This window comes from Nostoc cf. commune SO-36 (genome assembly GCF_023734775.1).
GTDB classification, from domain to species: Bacteria; Cyanobacteriota; Cyanobacteriia; order Cyanobacteriales; family Nostocaceae; genus Nostoc; species Nostoc commune_A.
Map to the genome: position 1 here is coordinate 2,403,064 of NZ_AP025732.1, position 15,973 is coordinate 2,419,036.

At 42.6% G+C, this 15,973-nt stretch carries 11 protein-coding genes and 2 pseudogenes; 5 read left to right on the forward strand and 8 right to left on the reverse strand.

Annotated features, from left to right (window positions below):
* Positions 1-110: 110 nt before the first annotated feature.
* Positions 111-656, reverse strand: coding sequence for an NADPH-dependent FMN reductase (locus tag ANSO36C_RS10505; RefSeq protein ID WP_251959478.1), 546 nt, complete (start codon positions 654-656; stop codon positions 111-113).
* A gap of 814 nt (positions 657-1,470) precedes the next feature.
* Between ANSO36C_RS10505 and ftsH the strand changes: the two genes are divergently transcribed.
* Entirely contained in the window at positions 1,471-3,381 is a 1,911-nt protein-coding gene (ftsH, locus tag ANSO36C_RS10510) for an ATP-dependent zinc metalloprotease FtsH (RefSeq protein ID WP_323374581.1), read from the forward strand.
* 197 nt (positions 3,382-3,578) lie between these two features.
* Entirely contained in the window at positions 3,579-4,493 is a 915-nt protein-coding gene (locus tag ANSO36C_RS10515; RefSeq protein ID WP_251959479.1) for a DUF928 domain-containing protein, read from the forward strand.
* 344 nt (positions 4,494-4,837) lie between these two features.
* On the opposite strand, the gene ANSO36C_RS10520 is transcribed toward ANSO36C_RS10515, so the two are convergent.
* The gene (locus ANSO36C_RS10520; RefSeq protein ID WP_251959480.1) at positions 4,838-5,683 is read right to left on the reverse strand and encodes a Uma2 family endonuclease; all 846 of its coding nucleotides are present in this window, start codon (positions 5,681-5,683) and stop codon (positions 4,838-4,840) included.
* A 910-nt stretch (positions 5,684-6,593) separates the two neighbouring features.
* Between ANSO36C_RS10520 and serA the strand changes: the two genes are divergently transcribed.
* The 3 genes and pseudogenes from serA (at position 6,594) to ANSO36C_RS10535 (ending at position 10,685) form a co-directional block, all read left to right on the forward strand.
* Positions 6,594-8,174, forward strand: a complete 1,581-nt coding sequence (gene serA, locus ANSO36C_RS10525) for a phosphoglycerate dehydrogenase (RefSeq protein ID WP_251959481.1) — start codon at positions 6,594-6,596, stop codon at positions 8,172-8,174.
* A 237-nt stretch (positions 8,175-8,411) separates the two neighbouring features.
* Positions 8,412-9,333, forward strand: a pseudogene (prmA, locus tag ANSO36C_RS10530) (50S ribosomal protein L11 methyltransferase).
* Positions 9,334-9,713: 380 nt separating this feature from the next.
* On the forward strand, positions 9,714-10,685 hold the full coding sequence (locus tag ANSO36C_RS10535; RefSeq protein WP_251959482.1) for a hypothetical protein: 972 nt from the start codon (positions 9,714-9,716) through the stop codon (positions 10,683-10,685).
* An 89-nt stretch (positions 10,686-10,774) separates the two neighbouring features.
* Here the strand turns inward: ANSO36C_RS10535 and ANSO36C_RS10540 are convergent, their stop codons facing one another.
* The 6 genes and pseudogenes from ANSO36C_RS10540 to ANSO36C_RS10565 all read right to left on the reverse strand — a co-directional run bounded on the left by ANSO36C_RS10540 (position 10,775) and on the right by ANSO36C_RS10565 (position 15,888).
* Positions 10,775-11,428: a DUF4159 domain-containing protein gene (locus ANSO36C_RS10540; RefSeq protein ID WP_251959483.1), complete on the reverse strand. Its 654-nt coding sequence runs from the start codon at positions 11,426-11,428 to the stop codon at positions 10,775-10,777.
* Positions 11,429-11,661: 233 nt separating this feature from the next.
* The gene (locus tag ANSO36C_RS10545) at positions 11,662-11,973 is read right to left on the reverse strand and encodes a hypothetical protein (RefSeq protein ID WP_251959484.1); all 312 of its coding nucleotides are present in this window, start codon (positions 11,971-11,973) and stop codon (positions 11,662-11,664) included.
* A gap of 63 nt (positions 11,974-12,036) precedes the next feature.
* On the reverse strand, positions 12,037-12,585 hold the full coding sequence (locus ANSO36C_RS10550) for a phage tail protein (protein ID WP_251959485.1): 549 nt from the start codon (positions 12,583-12,585) through the stop codon (positions 12,037-12,039).
* A 117-nt stretch (positions 12,586-12,702) separates the two neighbouring features.
* A complete protein-coding gene (locus ANSO36C_RS10555) occupies positions 12,703-13,068 on the reverse strand; it encodes a hypothetical protein (RefSeq protein ID WP_251959486.1) in 366 nt (121 codons plus the stop codon).
* Positions 13,069-13,147: 79 nt separating this feature from the next.
* Positions 13,148-15,347 (reverse strand): annotated as a pseudogene (locus tag ANSO36C_RS10560) (putative baseplate assembly protein).
* A gap of 127 nt (positions 15,348-15,474) precedes the next feature.
* Complete coding sequence (locus tag ANSO36C_RS10565; RefSeq protein ID WP_251959487.1) at positions 15,475-15,888, reverse strand: GPW/gp25 family protein; 414 nt, start codon at positions 15,886-15,888, stop codon at positions 15,475-15,477.
* Positions 15,889-15,973: the final 85 nt, after the last annotated feature.

Genomic DNA, 15,973 nt, shown 5'->3' on the forward strand with positions numbered 1-15,973 from the left:
AGCCGTATAAATATTTAGCACAATGTCTAAGCTAGTGTGAAGGTTTGTAGTAAGGACTTTAGTGCTTAGAAAATAAGGACTACCTTACTACGAACTTGCCCACACTAAAACTAATTTACACCTCGTAGCTTGCGAGTGTTATCAACTAAACTCTGAGCAAATTGGTCAAATCTTTGAGAGAGTTTCTCATCTAGCAGCTTGCCTTCAGGACTGAACGCACCCCAAGCTTGTCCGATCGCAATTTGTTCTGGGATCGTCCAACAATGCACCCATCTGGTGATTAGCCGTAGGTCATTTAGGGCATTACTATTAGACTGGCCACCTAAAACGCTAATCAATCCTGTCACCTTATCAGACAATTGGTCAAAGCTCATCAAATCTAGAGCATTTTTTAGGACACCACTAACGCTACCATGATACTCAGGTGTAGCTAAAATTAATCCATCAGCCTGACTAACTGTATTGTGTAACCGCAGAACATCTGGGTACTCTGGATACTCTTTTGCACCAGTGCAAAACGGTAGCTGCAACTGCCGTAAATCAAGAATTTCTACCTCTGCACCGAGGGCTTCTACCCTTTGCACTGCTAACTCTAAAGCAAGCTGAGTATAAGAATTTGATCTTAAACTACCACCAATACCAATAATTCTCACCATAATTAACCTACAAACTATTAACTAGCTACCATCATCAGACTTCTTAAAAAGCGGAATCGTTATGACTATGTTTATATTAGCGATTTGTGTCAGAATGTGTCAAATTAATATCTATTGGGGACTGGGAACTGGGGATTGAAGAAGAATTCAGAAGTCAGAATTCAGGAGTCAGAATCAAGACGCGACTCGAAAATACTCGCTAACGCTCCGCTATCGCGGACTCGCTAACGCAACTCTTAGAGACGCTAAAAGCGAACGCTATCAGTCGCAGATTCAGACCCGCGACTGATTGAAGACCACTAAATTGAAAATTTAGTGGGGGTCTTAAACCCGATTATTCAGACGCGACGCTCGAATACTCGCTCTAAGCGAAGCATCCCGAAGGGTATACGCTACGCTATCCGCCAGTCATACAGAATTCATTCTGTTAGCGGTAGCGGGGCGTTTAGCCCATTCTGACTCCTGACTCCTGAATTCTGTTCGATAAAGTTCTTAACTCTGGCTATATCTTACCAATGCTTAGTCTTAAGTATTACGCCGTAAGTTTCCTACTGATTCGGAGTACCAAATTCGGTTGTGGGATATTAAGGTGGGTGATGAGGATTGGATAAGGGGTAGTTCAGCATCTGCATAAATCTAGATAATGACCCAGGTTGCTCAACTTCATGGAATAGCCGGAATAAATTTGGGAATGATTTTGTGTGGAAGTTAGACTAGATAAGAAAAGTGTAATTTCCAGTTATTACAATTTTTGATAGAAGAATAGGCATAAAACCGTAGCTCAACTTGTGCCAGCAGACAAAGGGTAATTATTATGACAAATTTGGGAAAAAAACCATTGATAAAAAGGCAGTCCTCAAAACGTGGTGCTTGGGTTAGTGCGTTGGCCAAGCCCGTTGTAGGCATCGCTGCTAGTTTGATTATGTTGCCAGGAATTTTCGTCAGTACTCCTGTCATGGCACAAAAAGCAGAAACCACCTCTCTAAATTACGGCGACTTGATCAAAAAAGCGAAGGCGGGAGAAATCCAAAAAGTAGAGCTTGACGAAACCGAACAGCTAGCAAGGGTTTATCTCAAGGGACAAAAAGATGATGCACCACCGCAACAGGTGAGACTTTTGGCCCAAAACACAGAGTTAATTAATATTCTGAAAGAGAAGAATGTTGATTTTGGTGAGGTTTCCTCTGCTAATAGTCGAGCGGCTGTTGGACTGTTGATCAATCTCATGTGGATTTTGCCACTGGTGGCTTTAATGCTATTGTTTCTCCGGCGCTCTACTAATGCTTCTAGCCAAGCGATGAATTTTGGCAAATCTAAAGCTCGCTTCCAAATGGAGGCCAAAACTGGAGTGAAATTTGAAGATGTCGCCGGGGTTGAAGAAGCTAAAGAAGACCTCGAAGAAGTTGTTACTTTCCTGAAACAGCCAGAAAGATTTACGGCTGTAGGCGCACGTATTCCCAAAGGAGTGTTGTTAATTGGCCCTCCGGGTACTGGTAAAACTTTACTAGCAAAAGCGATCGCAGGTGAAGCAGGTGTACCGTTCTTCAGTATTTCTGGTTCCGAATTCGTGGAAATGTTTGTTGGTGTCGGTGCATCTCGCGTGCGGGACATGTTCGAGCAGGCCAAGAAGAATGCCCCTTGTCTAATATTTATCGATGAAATCGACGCCGTTGGTCGCCATCGTGGTGCTGGCCTGGGTGGCGGTAACGACGAACGCGAACAGACGCTGAACCAGCTTCTCACCGAAATGGATGGTTTTGAAGGTAACACAGGCATTATTATTATTGCTGCCACTAACCGCCCAGATGTTCTAGATGCAGCGCTCCTCAGACCAGGACGCTTTGACAGACAAGTGATGGTGGATGCACCCGATTTGAAAGGGCGACTGGAAATTTTGAAAGTCCACGCCCGGAATAAGAAAATTGATCCTAGCGTATCATTAGAAGCGATCGCTCGTCGCACTCCTGGTTTTACTGGCGCAGACTTAGCCAACTTACTCAACGAAGCCGCCATTCTCACTGCAAGAAGACGCAAAGAAGCTGTCACCATTTTAGAAATTGATGCTGCTGTGGATAGAGTCGTTGCAGGTATGGAAGGTACTGCCTTGGTAGACAGCAAGAGCAAACGCTTGATTGCCTATCATGAAGTTGGACACGCTTTAGTAGGCACATTACTCAAAGACCATGACCCTGTGCAGAAAGTTACATTAATTCCACGGGGACAAGCACTCGGATTAACTTGGTTTACTCCTAACGAAGAACAGGGCTTAGTTTCCCGTTCCCAACTCAAATCGAGGATTACAGCTACTTTGGGTGGTCGCGCCGCCGAAGAAATCGTTTTTGGTAAGCCAGAAGTGACCACAGGTGCAAGCAATGATTTGCAACAGGTGACAGGGATGGCACGGCAGATGGTGACACGCTTCGGTATGTCAGAATTAGGCCCGTTGTCCTTGGAAAATCAGAGCGCAGAAGTATTTTTAGGACGCGACTGGATGAATAAATCAGACTATTCTGAGGAAATTGCCGCCAAAATTGATTCACAAGTGCGTGAAATTGTTAACAATTCCTACATCAAGGCAAAAGAACTGTTGCAAGAAAACCGCGTAGTTTTGGAACGTTTAGTAGATTTGTTAGTAGAACAGGAAACAATTGAAGGCGATTCATTCCGCAACATTGTTGCTGATAATGCTCAAGTAGGTGGTGAACAATTGGCTGTACCTCATTAGAGAATAGGCAAAATTAAATTAAAACCCAAATAATCAAATTCCCGACTTATTAAGAAAGTCGGGAATCTTTTTGAAAAAAATCAGAAAGCTACCTCAGCCTTTCCACAAAGTAGCACAGATAAAGTCTTGCCACTGCAAAGCTTGCGCTATTGTATTATATATACCCAAGCAATGTACTACAAGTGGATATGGACATTATGAAACATAGATTTTGGGCAAGCTATCTGCTTGCGGCTTTAGCATTTCTCCCCTTAGAGCCTGTAAGCACTACTCAGGTTTTGGCAATAGAGCCAGTTGATGAACTAGCACAAGCTAAACCTGCTTACACCCAATATATGCTCCTTGGCTATAGTGAAACCAAACGGAGAAACTATAGAAAAGCTTTAGGATATTTTCAGCAAGCAGAACGGCTACGTCCTGGAGATAGATACGCTACTTCTGCAATTAGAAATGTTACAAGTTACATCCAACGCGGTAGAAATCGTATTGCCTTTGTCCCAGGTAGACCTGGTAGGGTAAGATCAGCAGGAACACGGGGAAGTTGCTTTCAAGTTGGACAAAATATTATTCCCCTGACACCGACAGATAAGGAAGCTCAACGAACCACAGCAGAGCGTCCCACATTATTTTTCTATGTTCCTCAAACTTCTACAACAGTGCAAGCACTAGAATTTGTTTTGCGGGATGATGATAGTATTGACCCATTGTATAAGGGAACTTTCAAACCTGTTGGGCAGAATGGTATTGTTAGTGTAGATGTACCTGCCGATCAGCCATCTCTGCAAATTGGTAAAGAGTATAAATGGACTTTTTCGATGATTTGTGATCCGAATAACCGCGATAAAGACTCGTATGTAGAAGGTACAATAGTGCGATCGCAAGACGAAAACCTCTCTCTTCAATTAAACCAACCAAACACAGACTTGGATCGTGCAGTTCTATTTGCAACTGCTGGATTTTGGGAAGATTCTCTCAGAACTCTAGCTAATTTACGCCTCCAGCGTCCTAACGATCCCGAAGTTCAGAAATATTGGGAAGATTTGTTGAATTCAGTAGAGATAAAAGAAGTTGTAAACAAGCCTTTATTGCCCTGTTGTACTGTTCAAAAATAAATTAAAAATTACTTACAGCAAATTGCAATCAAATGTGCCACAGATAAAAGTACTGAAAGCAATACTGGGCTTTGTTTTAGGATTTATTTTGTGGTGGGTTTGATCGAAAACTGCTGTAAAAACCCGGTTTTGATAGAGAGACCGGGTTTTTACCATTCACAGGAATTATGCAAAACTACACGCTGTAGGGCTAATACCCTGTAGGAAGCCTCTCCGCGTCTACATAAATTGCGCCCATGTAACTGATGAGATATAGAAATTTCGACAATCATTTATGAAAAAATACACAAATTTAACAAAACCTAATTTTTAAGTTTTGTTGAAAATATTGCCAAATATATCAGTTAAGCCAGATTATCTGGATCTATTCCCAGCGCTTTTAATTGTTCTGTCAATTGTTGCACCCTTTGTTCTGCAACTTCAGCGCGTTGTGCTTCTTGTTGAGCGCGTTGTGTTTCTTGTTGAGCGCGTTGTGTTTCTTGTTGAGCGCGTTGTGCTTCTTGTTGAGAGCGTTGTGCTTCTTGTTGAGCGCGTTGTGCTTCTTGTTGAGCGCGTTGTGCTTCTTGTTGAGCGCGTTGTGTTTCTTGTTTTATTTGTTCTGCGGGCGTGAGATATCGTTCTCCTTGCTCATCATACCAATACATCCATTCTCGCGTTACACCGCAATAATTTCCCCTTTCGCAACCAATTCCTAAGCCAATTTCTGGTAGCCAAACAGGGTTTCCCTCTTGCAACTCATACTTACCATTAACTAATTTATGTACTTCCAAATGCGGTTTGCGGCGGCGACGAGAGGAATAAATTACGTAATAAAGTACACCTAAAGCCTCATATTCAGCCAATTTAGTAGTATATTCCTTGCGATAATTTTGGGAAACTACTTCTAGCACGAAAATCGGTACAACATTTTCATCCCACAGCACATAACTTGGACGCAGTTCCTCATCATAAAACCGCTCTACCCCTAAGCTCAAAAAGCCATCTGGCACAATGGGCGGTTTATCGGGGTGATAATAAATACCCATATCTATGGCAAAGAGCCAATCCATGCGTTCTGACCAAAGTATCAGCAGGATCGCCTTCAGCAAGCCTGGTATTAATTCTTGTAATTCGTTATCCACAGGCGTTTCATCAGAGTCTGGTAGTTCCTCGGCTGAGGGCAAATACCTTGGCAAGTTGTACTCTAACATGGCTGGTTTCCCCAAAACTCAAAGGATATTTGGCTCACCAGAATTATAGCGATTTCTCCCCTAGCGATGTCATTAATAATCTGTCTCATCAGTTACGGGGCGTGAACAAGTTCGTAGTCAGGACTTTAATCCTGGTTTTTTAAGCACTTAAGTGTTACTACAAACTCTCAAAATCAGCTTGACAAATTACTAGTTTAAGACTCTATAGAACTCCGATTTGATTTCTGAAAACATACTGAGACTGAAAAGCCTAATTCCCTACTCCCTACTACCCACTCCCCGCCTACGCAGATAATTTCAAAAATCAAATACGATTCCTATATATTAATTACTCTACTGACACTAATTGGCAGCTTTTAACTACTAGACAATCTTAAATCTGCCGGAATCATGAGCAATAAAATTTATTTGATGCCTAAATTCTAACTGTCAGAATCCGATTATCTTGATGATGTCATGTTTTGCTTTGACTAAGGGATACCACTTGTGGTATTGAGAAATAGAGAAGATTCGACAGATACAATAGTTACTAGCTCGTTTCCTGGTTCTGCATGGCATTGCCTCATCTAAAGTTGTAGCCCAGTCAAGAATACAAGCGTTTCTACCTCTCGAAGGAAGTTGCTTCAGCCGATAAAACTTTGGTAACTTTAAACTGTTAATAAATATATAGGTGCTTAGGGCGATTCATGCTTTATATTTAGCAACAGGGTGGTACAAACAGCCACTTATTCTTCAAATACTTAGGAGGCAGTACCCACCGGAAGCAACTCATGCTTCTATACCATCAACATATAGTGTAAGTTAAAGTTAAGTCGATATTCAAACGAATAATTTTTGCTGAATTGCGACAGATAAAGACTAAACTAAAAAGTCTTGTGCAGCAAAACCTGTAGCTTTAAATGAAGTAATCATGTCTAAGGTTCTTGTCTCAGATTCTATTGACCAAGCTGGAATTGACATCCTTTCGCAAGTTGCAACCGTTGATGTCAAACTAGGTCTAAAACCAGCCCAACTGCTCGAAATTATTGGTGAGTATGACGCGCTGATGATTCGTTCTAGTACACGCGTCACTCAAGAAATCATTGAAGCCGGCACTCAGCTAAAAATCATCGGTCGTGCTGGTGTGGGTGTGGATAATGTGGATGTTCCCGCAGCCACCCGCAGGGGAATTGTGGTAGTCAATTCTCCAGAGGGAAATACAATTGCTGCGGCTGAACACGCGCTAGCGATGATTTTGGCTTTATCTCGCCACATTCCCGATGCTAACGCTTCGGTGAAACGCGGTGCGTGGGATCGCAATAGCTTTGTCGGCGCGGAAGTCTACAAAAAAACTCTCGGCGTTGTCGGTTTGGGTAAAATTGGCTCTCATGTTGCGGCTGTAGCTAAAACAATGGGGATGAAACTCCTAGCTTATGACCCTTTTATTTCTACAGAACGAGCCGAACAAATTGGCTGTCAGTTGGTGGAGCTAGATTTACTCTTCCAGCAAGCAGACTATATCACTCTACACATCCCGAAAACCCCAGAAACCACTCACTTAATCAATGCCACAACCTTGGCAAAGATGAAACCTACAGCCCGGATTATCAATTGCGCTCGTGGTGGGATCATTGATGAAGTAGCTTTAGCAGCAGCTTTGAAAGCGGGTAAAATCGGTGGTGCAGCCTTAGATGTGTTCGAGTCAGAACCACTGGGTGAATCTGAATTGCGATCGCTAGGCAAAGAAGTTATCCTCACCCCCCACTTGGGAGCCTCTACCGCAGAAGCTCAAGTGAATGTGGCTATTGATGTTGCCGAACAAATTCGGGATGTACTTTTAGGACTACCAGCACGTTCAGCCGTCAACATTCCCGGACTAGGCCCCGATGTGTTGGAAGAACTCAAACCCTATATGCAACTAGCAGAAACTCTAGGTAATCTGGTGGGACAGCTAGCTGGCGGACGGGTGGAAGTACTCAATATTCGACTACAAGGGGAACTCGCTACCAACAAAAGTCAACCTTTGATTGTCGCTGCTCTCAAAGGTTTACTTTACCAAGCTTTGCGAGAACGAGTGAATTACGTAAATGCCAACATAGAAGCTAAAGAACGGGGAATTAGGGTAATTGAAACCCGCGATGCTTCGATTCGAGACTATGCCGGCACACTACATCTAGAAGCTACGGGTACTTTAGGTACTCATTCTGTCACAGGCGCTTTGTTGGGTGAGCGAGAAATCCACCTCACCGACGTTGACGGTTTCCCCATTAACGTCCCACCCAGCAAATATATGTTGTTTACCCTGCACCGCGATATGCCGGGGATTATCGGCAAACTTGGTTCCCTACTCGGCAGTTTTAATGTGAATATTGCCAGTATGCAAGTAGGTCGTAAAATCGTCCGTGGTGATGCGGTAATGGCTCTGAGTATAGATGACCCTTTACCAGAGGGTATTTTGGATGAGATTATAAAAGTCCCTGGTATTCGGGATGCGTATACAGTAACACTTTAATTTTGGATTGCGGATTTTGGTGAGGTAGCCCCCGTCTTCTCCCAAGGGGAGACGCGAAGCGCGATGGCGGTTCCCGTCGATAGCGCAGCGTTAGCGAGTCATCGAGCGTCTGGGGGACTGCCGAACCCGAAGGGATTTTGGATTGGTAATGGCTAATTGCTCATTGTTTTTCGCATTGGTCATTAACCGTTACCAAGTCCCCAATCTAAAATCTAAAATCTAAAATCTAAAAATTATATGGCAAACACCTGGTGGGAACTACAGATTTTATGTGAGCCAGACCTAGAAGAATCGATCTTTTGGCGACTGGAAGATTTTGGCTGTCGTGGTACAGCTAGTGAAAACAAAGGAAATTCATCTTTAGTCCGGGCTTATTTATCAACAATTCAAACGCAGCTACTAGATTTGGCAGCTTTATCGTTGTGGCTGCGTCAAGATGCCCTCTGTGTAGGTGTTTCATCTCCTACACTGCAATGGCAGTTAATTGACGAGGAAGATTGGGCGACTAGCTGGAAACAATATTGGCATCCGCAAGAAATAGGCGATCGCTTCCTAATTAACCCCGCGTGGCTACCATTACCAGAAACAACGGAACGGTTGGTAATTCGTCTTGATCCTGGTGTAGCATTTGGTACGGGCAACCATGCCACCACTCAACTATGTTTGGAATCCCTGGAAATGCGGCTGAGTGGAGTTCCTCAGTCGTTTGTGGGTACTGGTGGCAAACATGAACATCTGGTAATTGCAGATATTGGCTGTGGTTCTGGTATCCTTTCTATTGGGGCGCTGCTACTGGGAGCAGAGAAAGTTTATGCAGTAGATAATGACCCTTTGGCGGTGCAATCAACTATCAGTAATGGTGCGCTCAACGATATTAATTCAGAACGTTTACTACCAGCACTGGGAAGTGTAGACGTTTTGACAAAACTGCTTGACAAACCAGTGGATGGTATAGTTTGTAATATTTTGGCTCATGTAATTATTGAATTAATTCCAGAAATGAGTGCGATCGCTAAACCTGAAACTTGGGCAATCTTCAGTGGTATTTTACTAGAACAATCGAAAGCTGTTGCTGACGCTTTAGAAGAAAATGGCTGGGTTGTCGCTATCTTTGTGGAAACGCAAAGAGTGGTGTTGCTTGAATGTACGGCGTTCTTAAGTAAGTAAAAATTATCGTAATTCTAAATCATTCGTAAACAATTAGATCCTCAAATTCTGAAAGAAGCCGGGGATCTTTAAGTAAGTGACATAATATATAGATTACCCACTATTGACTTTTGAAACTAGCGATGAAAAGAACGGCTACAAACCCACAAAAAAGCTGACTCATCCGCTTATTCGTCAGAGCAAGATCAGCTGCAATCACATCTACTAACTACCCACTCTCAACTCGGTTCCCGCAAGCCTATAGTACAGGCAAAAGTAGACAATCATAAATTTCAACAGTATCAGTTTGAGGCAACAAAACTCCAAATACAAGCCAAGCGTGGCACTATCACCCCAGAGGGACAGGAGCGACTCACTGTATTGCAAACAAAGATGAATGAGCCATTGCAGCAAGGAAAAGAACACTCTTCCCTGTTTGGTCATAACCTGAGCAAAATGGCGATAAAACGTGCTGATAGTGTCTCACTCGCACAAATGCAACCATTAATACAGCCAAAACTCACTATTGGTCAATCAGGAGATCAATATGAGCAAGAGGCGGATAGAGTCGCTACTTCTGTAGTCAGCCAAATTAATACAGCTGCTTTGCAAAAGCAGGATGCACAGCAGCCAAAATCAGCAGCAGACAACTCAACCGATAGAAAACAAAAATTTTTACAAGAATACCCACTAGCAAAAACACTAGTAAATGGGATAGAAGAAACATTAACAGAAGATAAAATTCTGGAACAACTTTTCAAAAACTTTGAGAATATCCAATTTAAATACACAATGGTGAGCAAGAGCCACGAGACTCTTTTAAAAGGCTCTCCAGAAGGCGACTGCCAAACATTAGCACGCGCCTTTAAGAAAGTAGCAGAAGATTATTTTGGCATTAAAAAAATAGCGATTGAAAGTCTCCTGAAACCATTTTTGCATGAAGGTGGAAAAACCCCATATCGAGGAAAAGACCCCAATTGTGATGATGGCGAACGGTGGTTTTTCCAAAATCATTACTGGGCTGTCTGGAATGGAAAAGTTTATGATATTTTATTCCTTAGCCAGAAGCGAATCGAACCAGATAAAGCAAAACAAGATCGACCGCTTAAATCAATGCTCATGCCTGAACAAGAGTACTATGAGACAGAAAAAGGCAAAGTTGTATACCCATATCAAAATGAATATTCCACCGTGGAACTCGCTGTTTTTGAGAAAATAATTAACTTTGTCAAAAATTTAAGTAGCTTTTTGTACAGAGATATAGATTCAATTATTGCTAAAATCCGGTCTTTATTTACTAAAGGTGGAAACAGTAACGATTTCGATTCTCTATTAAGAGAACTTGAAAACGACAAAAATCATTAGTCTCTATCTGAGGCGATCGCACTATAAACTATAACTAGCTTGCAATTTGTGCGATCGCCTCCCTATACTTAGTGTCTAAAATAGCACTCTCACCATTGCCCAGAATTATCTTCCTGTTGCAAACCTATTAATTGTCGCCGCTTCCAAGCATAGTGAAGAATATTAATACCTAATTCCTGAGCTGTACGAATGGTCAATCTGGGTAAACTCAAATCTCTATCCAGCCCCCAAGCCGTTGCTAAATCTCCAATTGCTAAAATAATTCCTCCACCAATTAACAGTTTAATTTGCTGTTGATTAACCATTGGCAAAGCAGCAAATAAGAAAGGTTTTGTCCTTAAAGGATGACTCCGTTGCAATTCTTCTAAAGGTCTTAAAGGACTCTCTAACTGTTGTGCTAAGGCTTGAGTACTCTCAATTAGAGCATTAGCATTTGTTGGTGCATCAACAAAAAGCACACCACCTAAATTTAAATAATTTCTGAGGGATTCAAATTCGAGACTATTTAAAGATATAGCTTGTCCACCTGTGAGATAAAGGATGTCATAGTCTTGGATATTTTCTGCTAAAGAAACCTGACCTGGTTCATCAGCACCTCGCAAACTGGGGTATAGGGGTTCTACTGCTTGTAATAAGTAGGAAAGGCTGAAGAAATTACGCGCACATTCGGGATCGCTATGAGTCGCCTGTGCCATACAAACAAGTGCTTGGGGACGCATTTGTGCTTGACGGCGATAACGCAAATCAATATTGTTATATCCAGGGAAAAAAGCATCAGCAGGTTGAGTAATGTCAGTATGTCCTGGTTGCAGGAGTATTCGACATATTTCTATTTCTGAACTGATTGGTGTAGAGTTTCTTTGGTCTATTCGATAAGTTTCTTGAACAATATCTCTCTGCTGTCCCCGCCGTAATTCATCAGGATCTACATAGCTAACTACTAACTAGATCATGAGTGGTTCTGAACCTACAACTTCTAAATCAATAGGAAATCATAAGAAGTCGGTATAACAATTAGATTACCTGCTAAATCAATTGCAATACCAGGTTGAATTTGTACCCAACGTCCATCTCTATATCTAGCTTCAACTTGGCTTGGGGCGGTTACATCTCGAACACCTAAACCGCAGACAATTCCTGGTTGGTTCAAACTTTGATATTGAGCATTTTGCCGATTACGGTGATAATCATGGGCTGTGCGCCAGCGTTCTGCATTAATTAATAAACCGTCTGCGGCTTGCAGGCGTTCAAATGATTTTATTGGTGGGGGTGGGAAAGGATGAGACATAGTAATTTTGGATTTTAGATTTTGGATTAAAAGTCTGTTTAATTTTACTTAATTACAAATTATTTAATTCGGGGGATTTTCGATAGATAATTCATAAGTGCAAAAAGCAGGTTTTTCTTGTTCTATAATTCTTTGGATGAGTTGCTCATTGATGATGCCACTAGAAATATTTGAACGCAAACGCACTATAAAATGATATGGTTGCCCACCTGCTAAAACTGCATTCCCTAATTGTGCATCTCCTATAATAAAACTTGGGCCAAAAGGTTCTGTAATACTAATATGTTTATCAGCTTCATTCGTTAAATGTTCGTCTAGCGGTAAACCAGTATAAAGATGTAAGTAGAGACGCAATCCTTTACGAGTTCCTCGCCAGCGATAAAGTTCTACGGCACGGCGGATTAAACGCCGTTGTTGTTGGAGATCCCAAACAGAATCTACTTGCCAAGCAACCCAATGAGCCATAAAGGGTAGTAATGCTTGTGGTGCTGTCAAAGGATCGAGGTTTGCCCACATGACGTTGTAACTATTAACTATTGGCTTGAAAAGCTTGCTCAAAGTATTTTCATGAATGCGACCAATAAAGTCTACTTCCCGATACAAAATTGGCAAGAATTCCATGTAGGCAGTGTAGGGACGAATGTATAAATCGAAATACTCGCTTCTCTCGATTTGTTCGTTGTCAGTGCCTGGTTCTATATGTAGAGTAACTAGACTGCGAATTAAGAGTTAGTTTATCTTTTTTTCAGGTGAAATTGCTTCTTGGTCTTCAAAAAATGTATCGGGAATTGAGAAGTAGAGGACAGCATCCATTTGTCCACGAGGCGGTATCTCACTCCCTTCTGTCCCAATCTGACACCATTCAGTTGGGAAGTTTCCTTCAACGCTTAAGCTTACCCGCAAAGGACGCTGTTCTAAGTTTTGCACTTGCACAATCATCTCACTGGGATGTCCTGGATGCAAAAGTAAACTACGTCCAGCGACATCGATGTTTTCCGCATTTGCAAATGCTAAACCTGCCACAGGTAAAGCTTCGGGAATCTGCATTGGCGTTAATTGAATGCTTACAGCTGGACTAGAGCGACTTTGAACCATAGGATTATGAATTGGGAATTGGGGACTGGGGATTGGAGGGAGAATAACTACTGATAAATGACCAGTGACAAATGACAAATTACGAATTACGAATTATTTGGATGTCGTGATTTGAACGCAGATTTGTATCAGCCCAAGAACATATCAAACCTTCCGATCCTGGGTCGATCAATTGTTCTGGCGATGGTTGCCGACGCCAATTTTCTCCTTGCTTGCGGATGGGAAACAGTAGGACGGGGCCTAAATGGCGCACACCTGGGGTTTGTTGCAATAAGGCGACAATATCCGATGTATAAAGGGGTCGCCCAAATGGCCAACCTTTGCCGTCCATTCCTCCAGTTAATGGATTTAAATATTTATACAGCGATCGCCTTAAATTCCGACGAATTTCTTCGCTGGCAAAAGGGTTGTTGTATGCTGGCTCTAAAGCAACTTCTGTCTGTACAGAAACACCTACATAATTTGGTTCTTGTAACTCTATTTGTACCCCTAACAAGCGTCTTTCATCTAAGTAACTCAAAATTTGCTCTTGGAGGGCATTACTGAGGGCAAATTCTTCTGGTGGTATGCCATTGCCTTGGGCGATCGCATCTGTATTTGCAAAGGGTACTACCAGTAAACTAACTATACCAGCTTGCCTCCGAGAATTCGCTGGCAAACACCGGACACGAGCGATCGCACCTGCACCCGCTTGTTGAGTTAAAACTTCAAAATCTTCAGCAGTGACGGCGCGATCGCGTGTGCGGAGGATACGGGGAGCCTTCATTACAGCTTGCTCTAGTGATTCGGCATCTGCCCCATTAATTGCTGGTACACGATTGACCACGCTAGCAATGTATGGATACGCAGACTTCAAAAACTGGATTACCCCAGCTTGAACATTCCCTTCTCTACCGCCGCCTGTACGATAAGCAACCATTTTAATCTCTGAACCACGGGGAGGAATCGCCCCATATTGGTGTTCAGATTGGTTATTGTCAAGAACTTGTACAGATGTCTCATCTAGTGATGGTTGCTGAATTCGCGTTCGCACCTGTGTTTGTTGTTTAAGTTGGCTAGGTTCCCGAATCAGCGGCCCAAATTGGATTGTACCAGTGATCGAATCGATGGTGTAATGAAAGTTAAGCGGCCCAGAATCAGCAAAATCTCTCACTTCAGTCCACTTTTGAGGCAAACCACCAGCAGGAGTAACTAAAATATACTCATTCTCTCGGCGTTCTAAAATTGGTGCTGTTTGTAACTGGAAACTCTGCCCAGGTGTACCATCACTAATTCCCAATCGCTCATCTAGAATCAGCGTACTGTGACTAGCCCTAACAGTACCGCCAATTGACCGGACTGCTAAACCAACAATTCGTGGTGGACGATTGTAACCAGTTGCATTGGGCTTCTGTATTAACAAAGCTACAGCGCAGCCAACGACCTCGGTAAGAGGTAAAATTAGCCACAGGCCAAATTTCCGGTAGATGCAGACGTACCTCTGCACCTTGAGACGGGTTTCCACCCTCTTGCCCGATTTCGTAAAAACTGAACCCGCGAGTTTTATCATCTGACTCTCGCAATAAAACTGGTTGCCAGTTTTCTCCATCCCAGGCTTCCCACTTCCGGGGTGGTTGATTGGGATTAATACCAGCAGGAGTAGCCGCAGCCCCTTGGAAAATAATTTCTAAAACATTAGCATCTAAAGAATCATCAGAATTAATTGCTAAATAAAAACAGTTACCAGGCTGGGGTTCCTCTTCAAAAATCGGTTGTTCATTACCTGTCCAGAAACCGTCAGATTGACGAGTCCATGAAGCTGTGACTCTTTCGCGCAGAGATTGGGGAATATCTTCGGTAGTTTGGGCAGTTAAGAAGTGTTGGATGCGGGGGTTGCCGATAATTAGAGGAGAATCTGTACTAAAGGTAATTGCTTCTGTAGTCTCAGTGCGGATAGTTGAGGCTTCCAATCCTGCCGGAATCGTGTAGGCTTCAGGTAGTGCAGCGCTTAAATAAAAAGTTAATTCTGTACGGGCTGGGGCTGGAGGCTGGAGACGAATACCCAGTAATTCTAGGAAAGCGACATAATTTTTTCGAGGTACTTGGTTAAATCTGAGCAACATTTGGTCAGTTAACCAAGCAAATAACTCAATTAGCGTAATTCCTGGGTCGCTAAGGTTGTGGTCAGTCCATTCTGGACAATAGCGAGGAATACGCATAATACATTCTTCCACCAAATCATCGAAGGCGCGATCGTCTAAGTTAGAAGAAGGTAATTTCGGTAAAAAATCAAAGTTCATACCAATTTAAAAAGAATATGACAGATACAAGCCTAGAAACCCAGAGAAAATTCAGCTTTCTTAATTGCGAATTGCGTTAGCGCAGCGTTAGCGAGGAACGAGCGTCATTGCGAATTGCGAATTGATATCACGATTCCTCCCCAGCTGAAACCAAATAATAAGGATAAACAAAGCTATAAATATCGGGGGCGTCTTTGAGTCGATAATTGATGATAATGTCCACTCTGCCACGGATAGGATCAGGATCAGTGAGAACTTCATCGATAATAATGCGTGGTTCCCAAACTTCTAAAGCTTCCAAAACATAAAGACGGATTCGCAGTAGGGTATCGCTATTCATGGGTGCAAACGCCAGTTCTGACAAGCGCGAACCAAAGGTAGGTCGATAAACCCGCTCACCTACTCCCGTGCGGAGAATAATCCAAATAGATTCTTTAACTTTTTGATCTTCACGGCTAAGTTGTATCCCACCTTGCACACTTAAATGCAGTGGGTAAGCCCAACCTGTTCCCAAATAGGCTCGTTCACGACCATAAACCATATCTGGCACTTAGACAGTTTTTACATGGATATCTTCAAAGATATCGGCACAGAAGGTTTAAGCCTATTCGCCAAAGGTCGAGGAT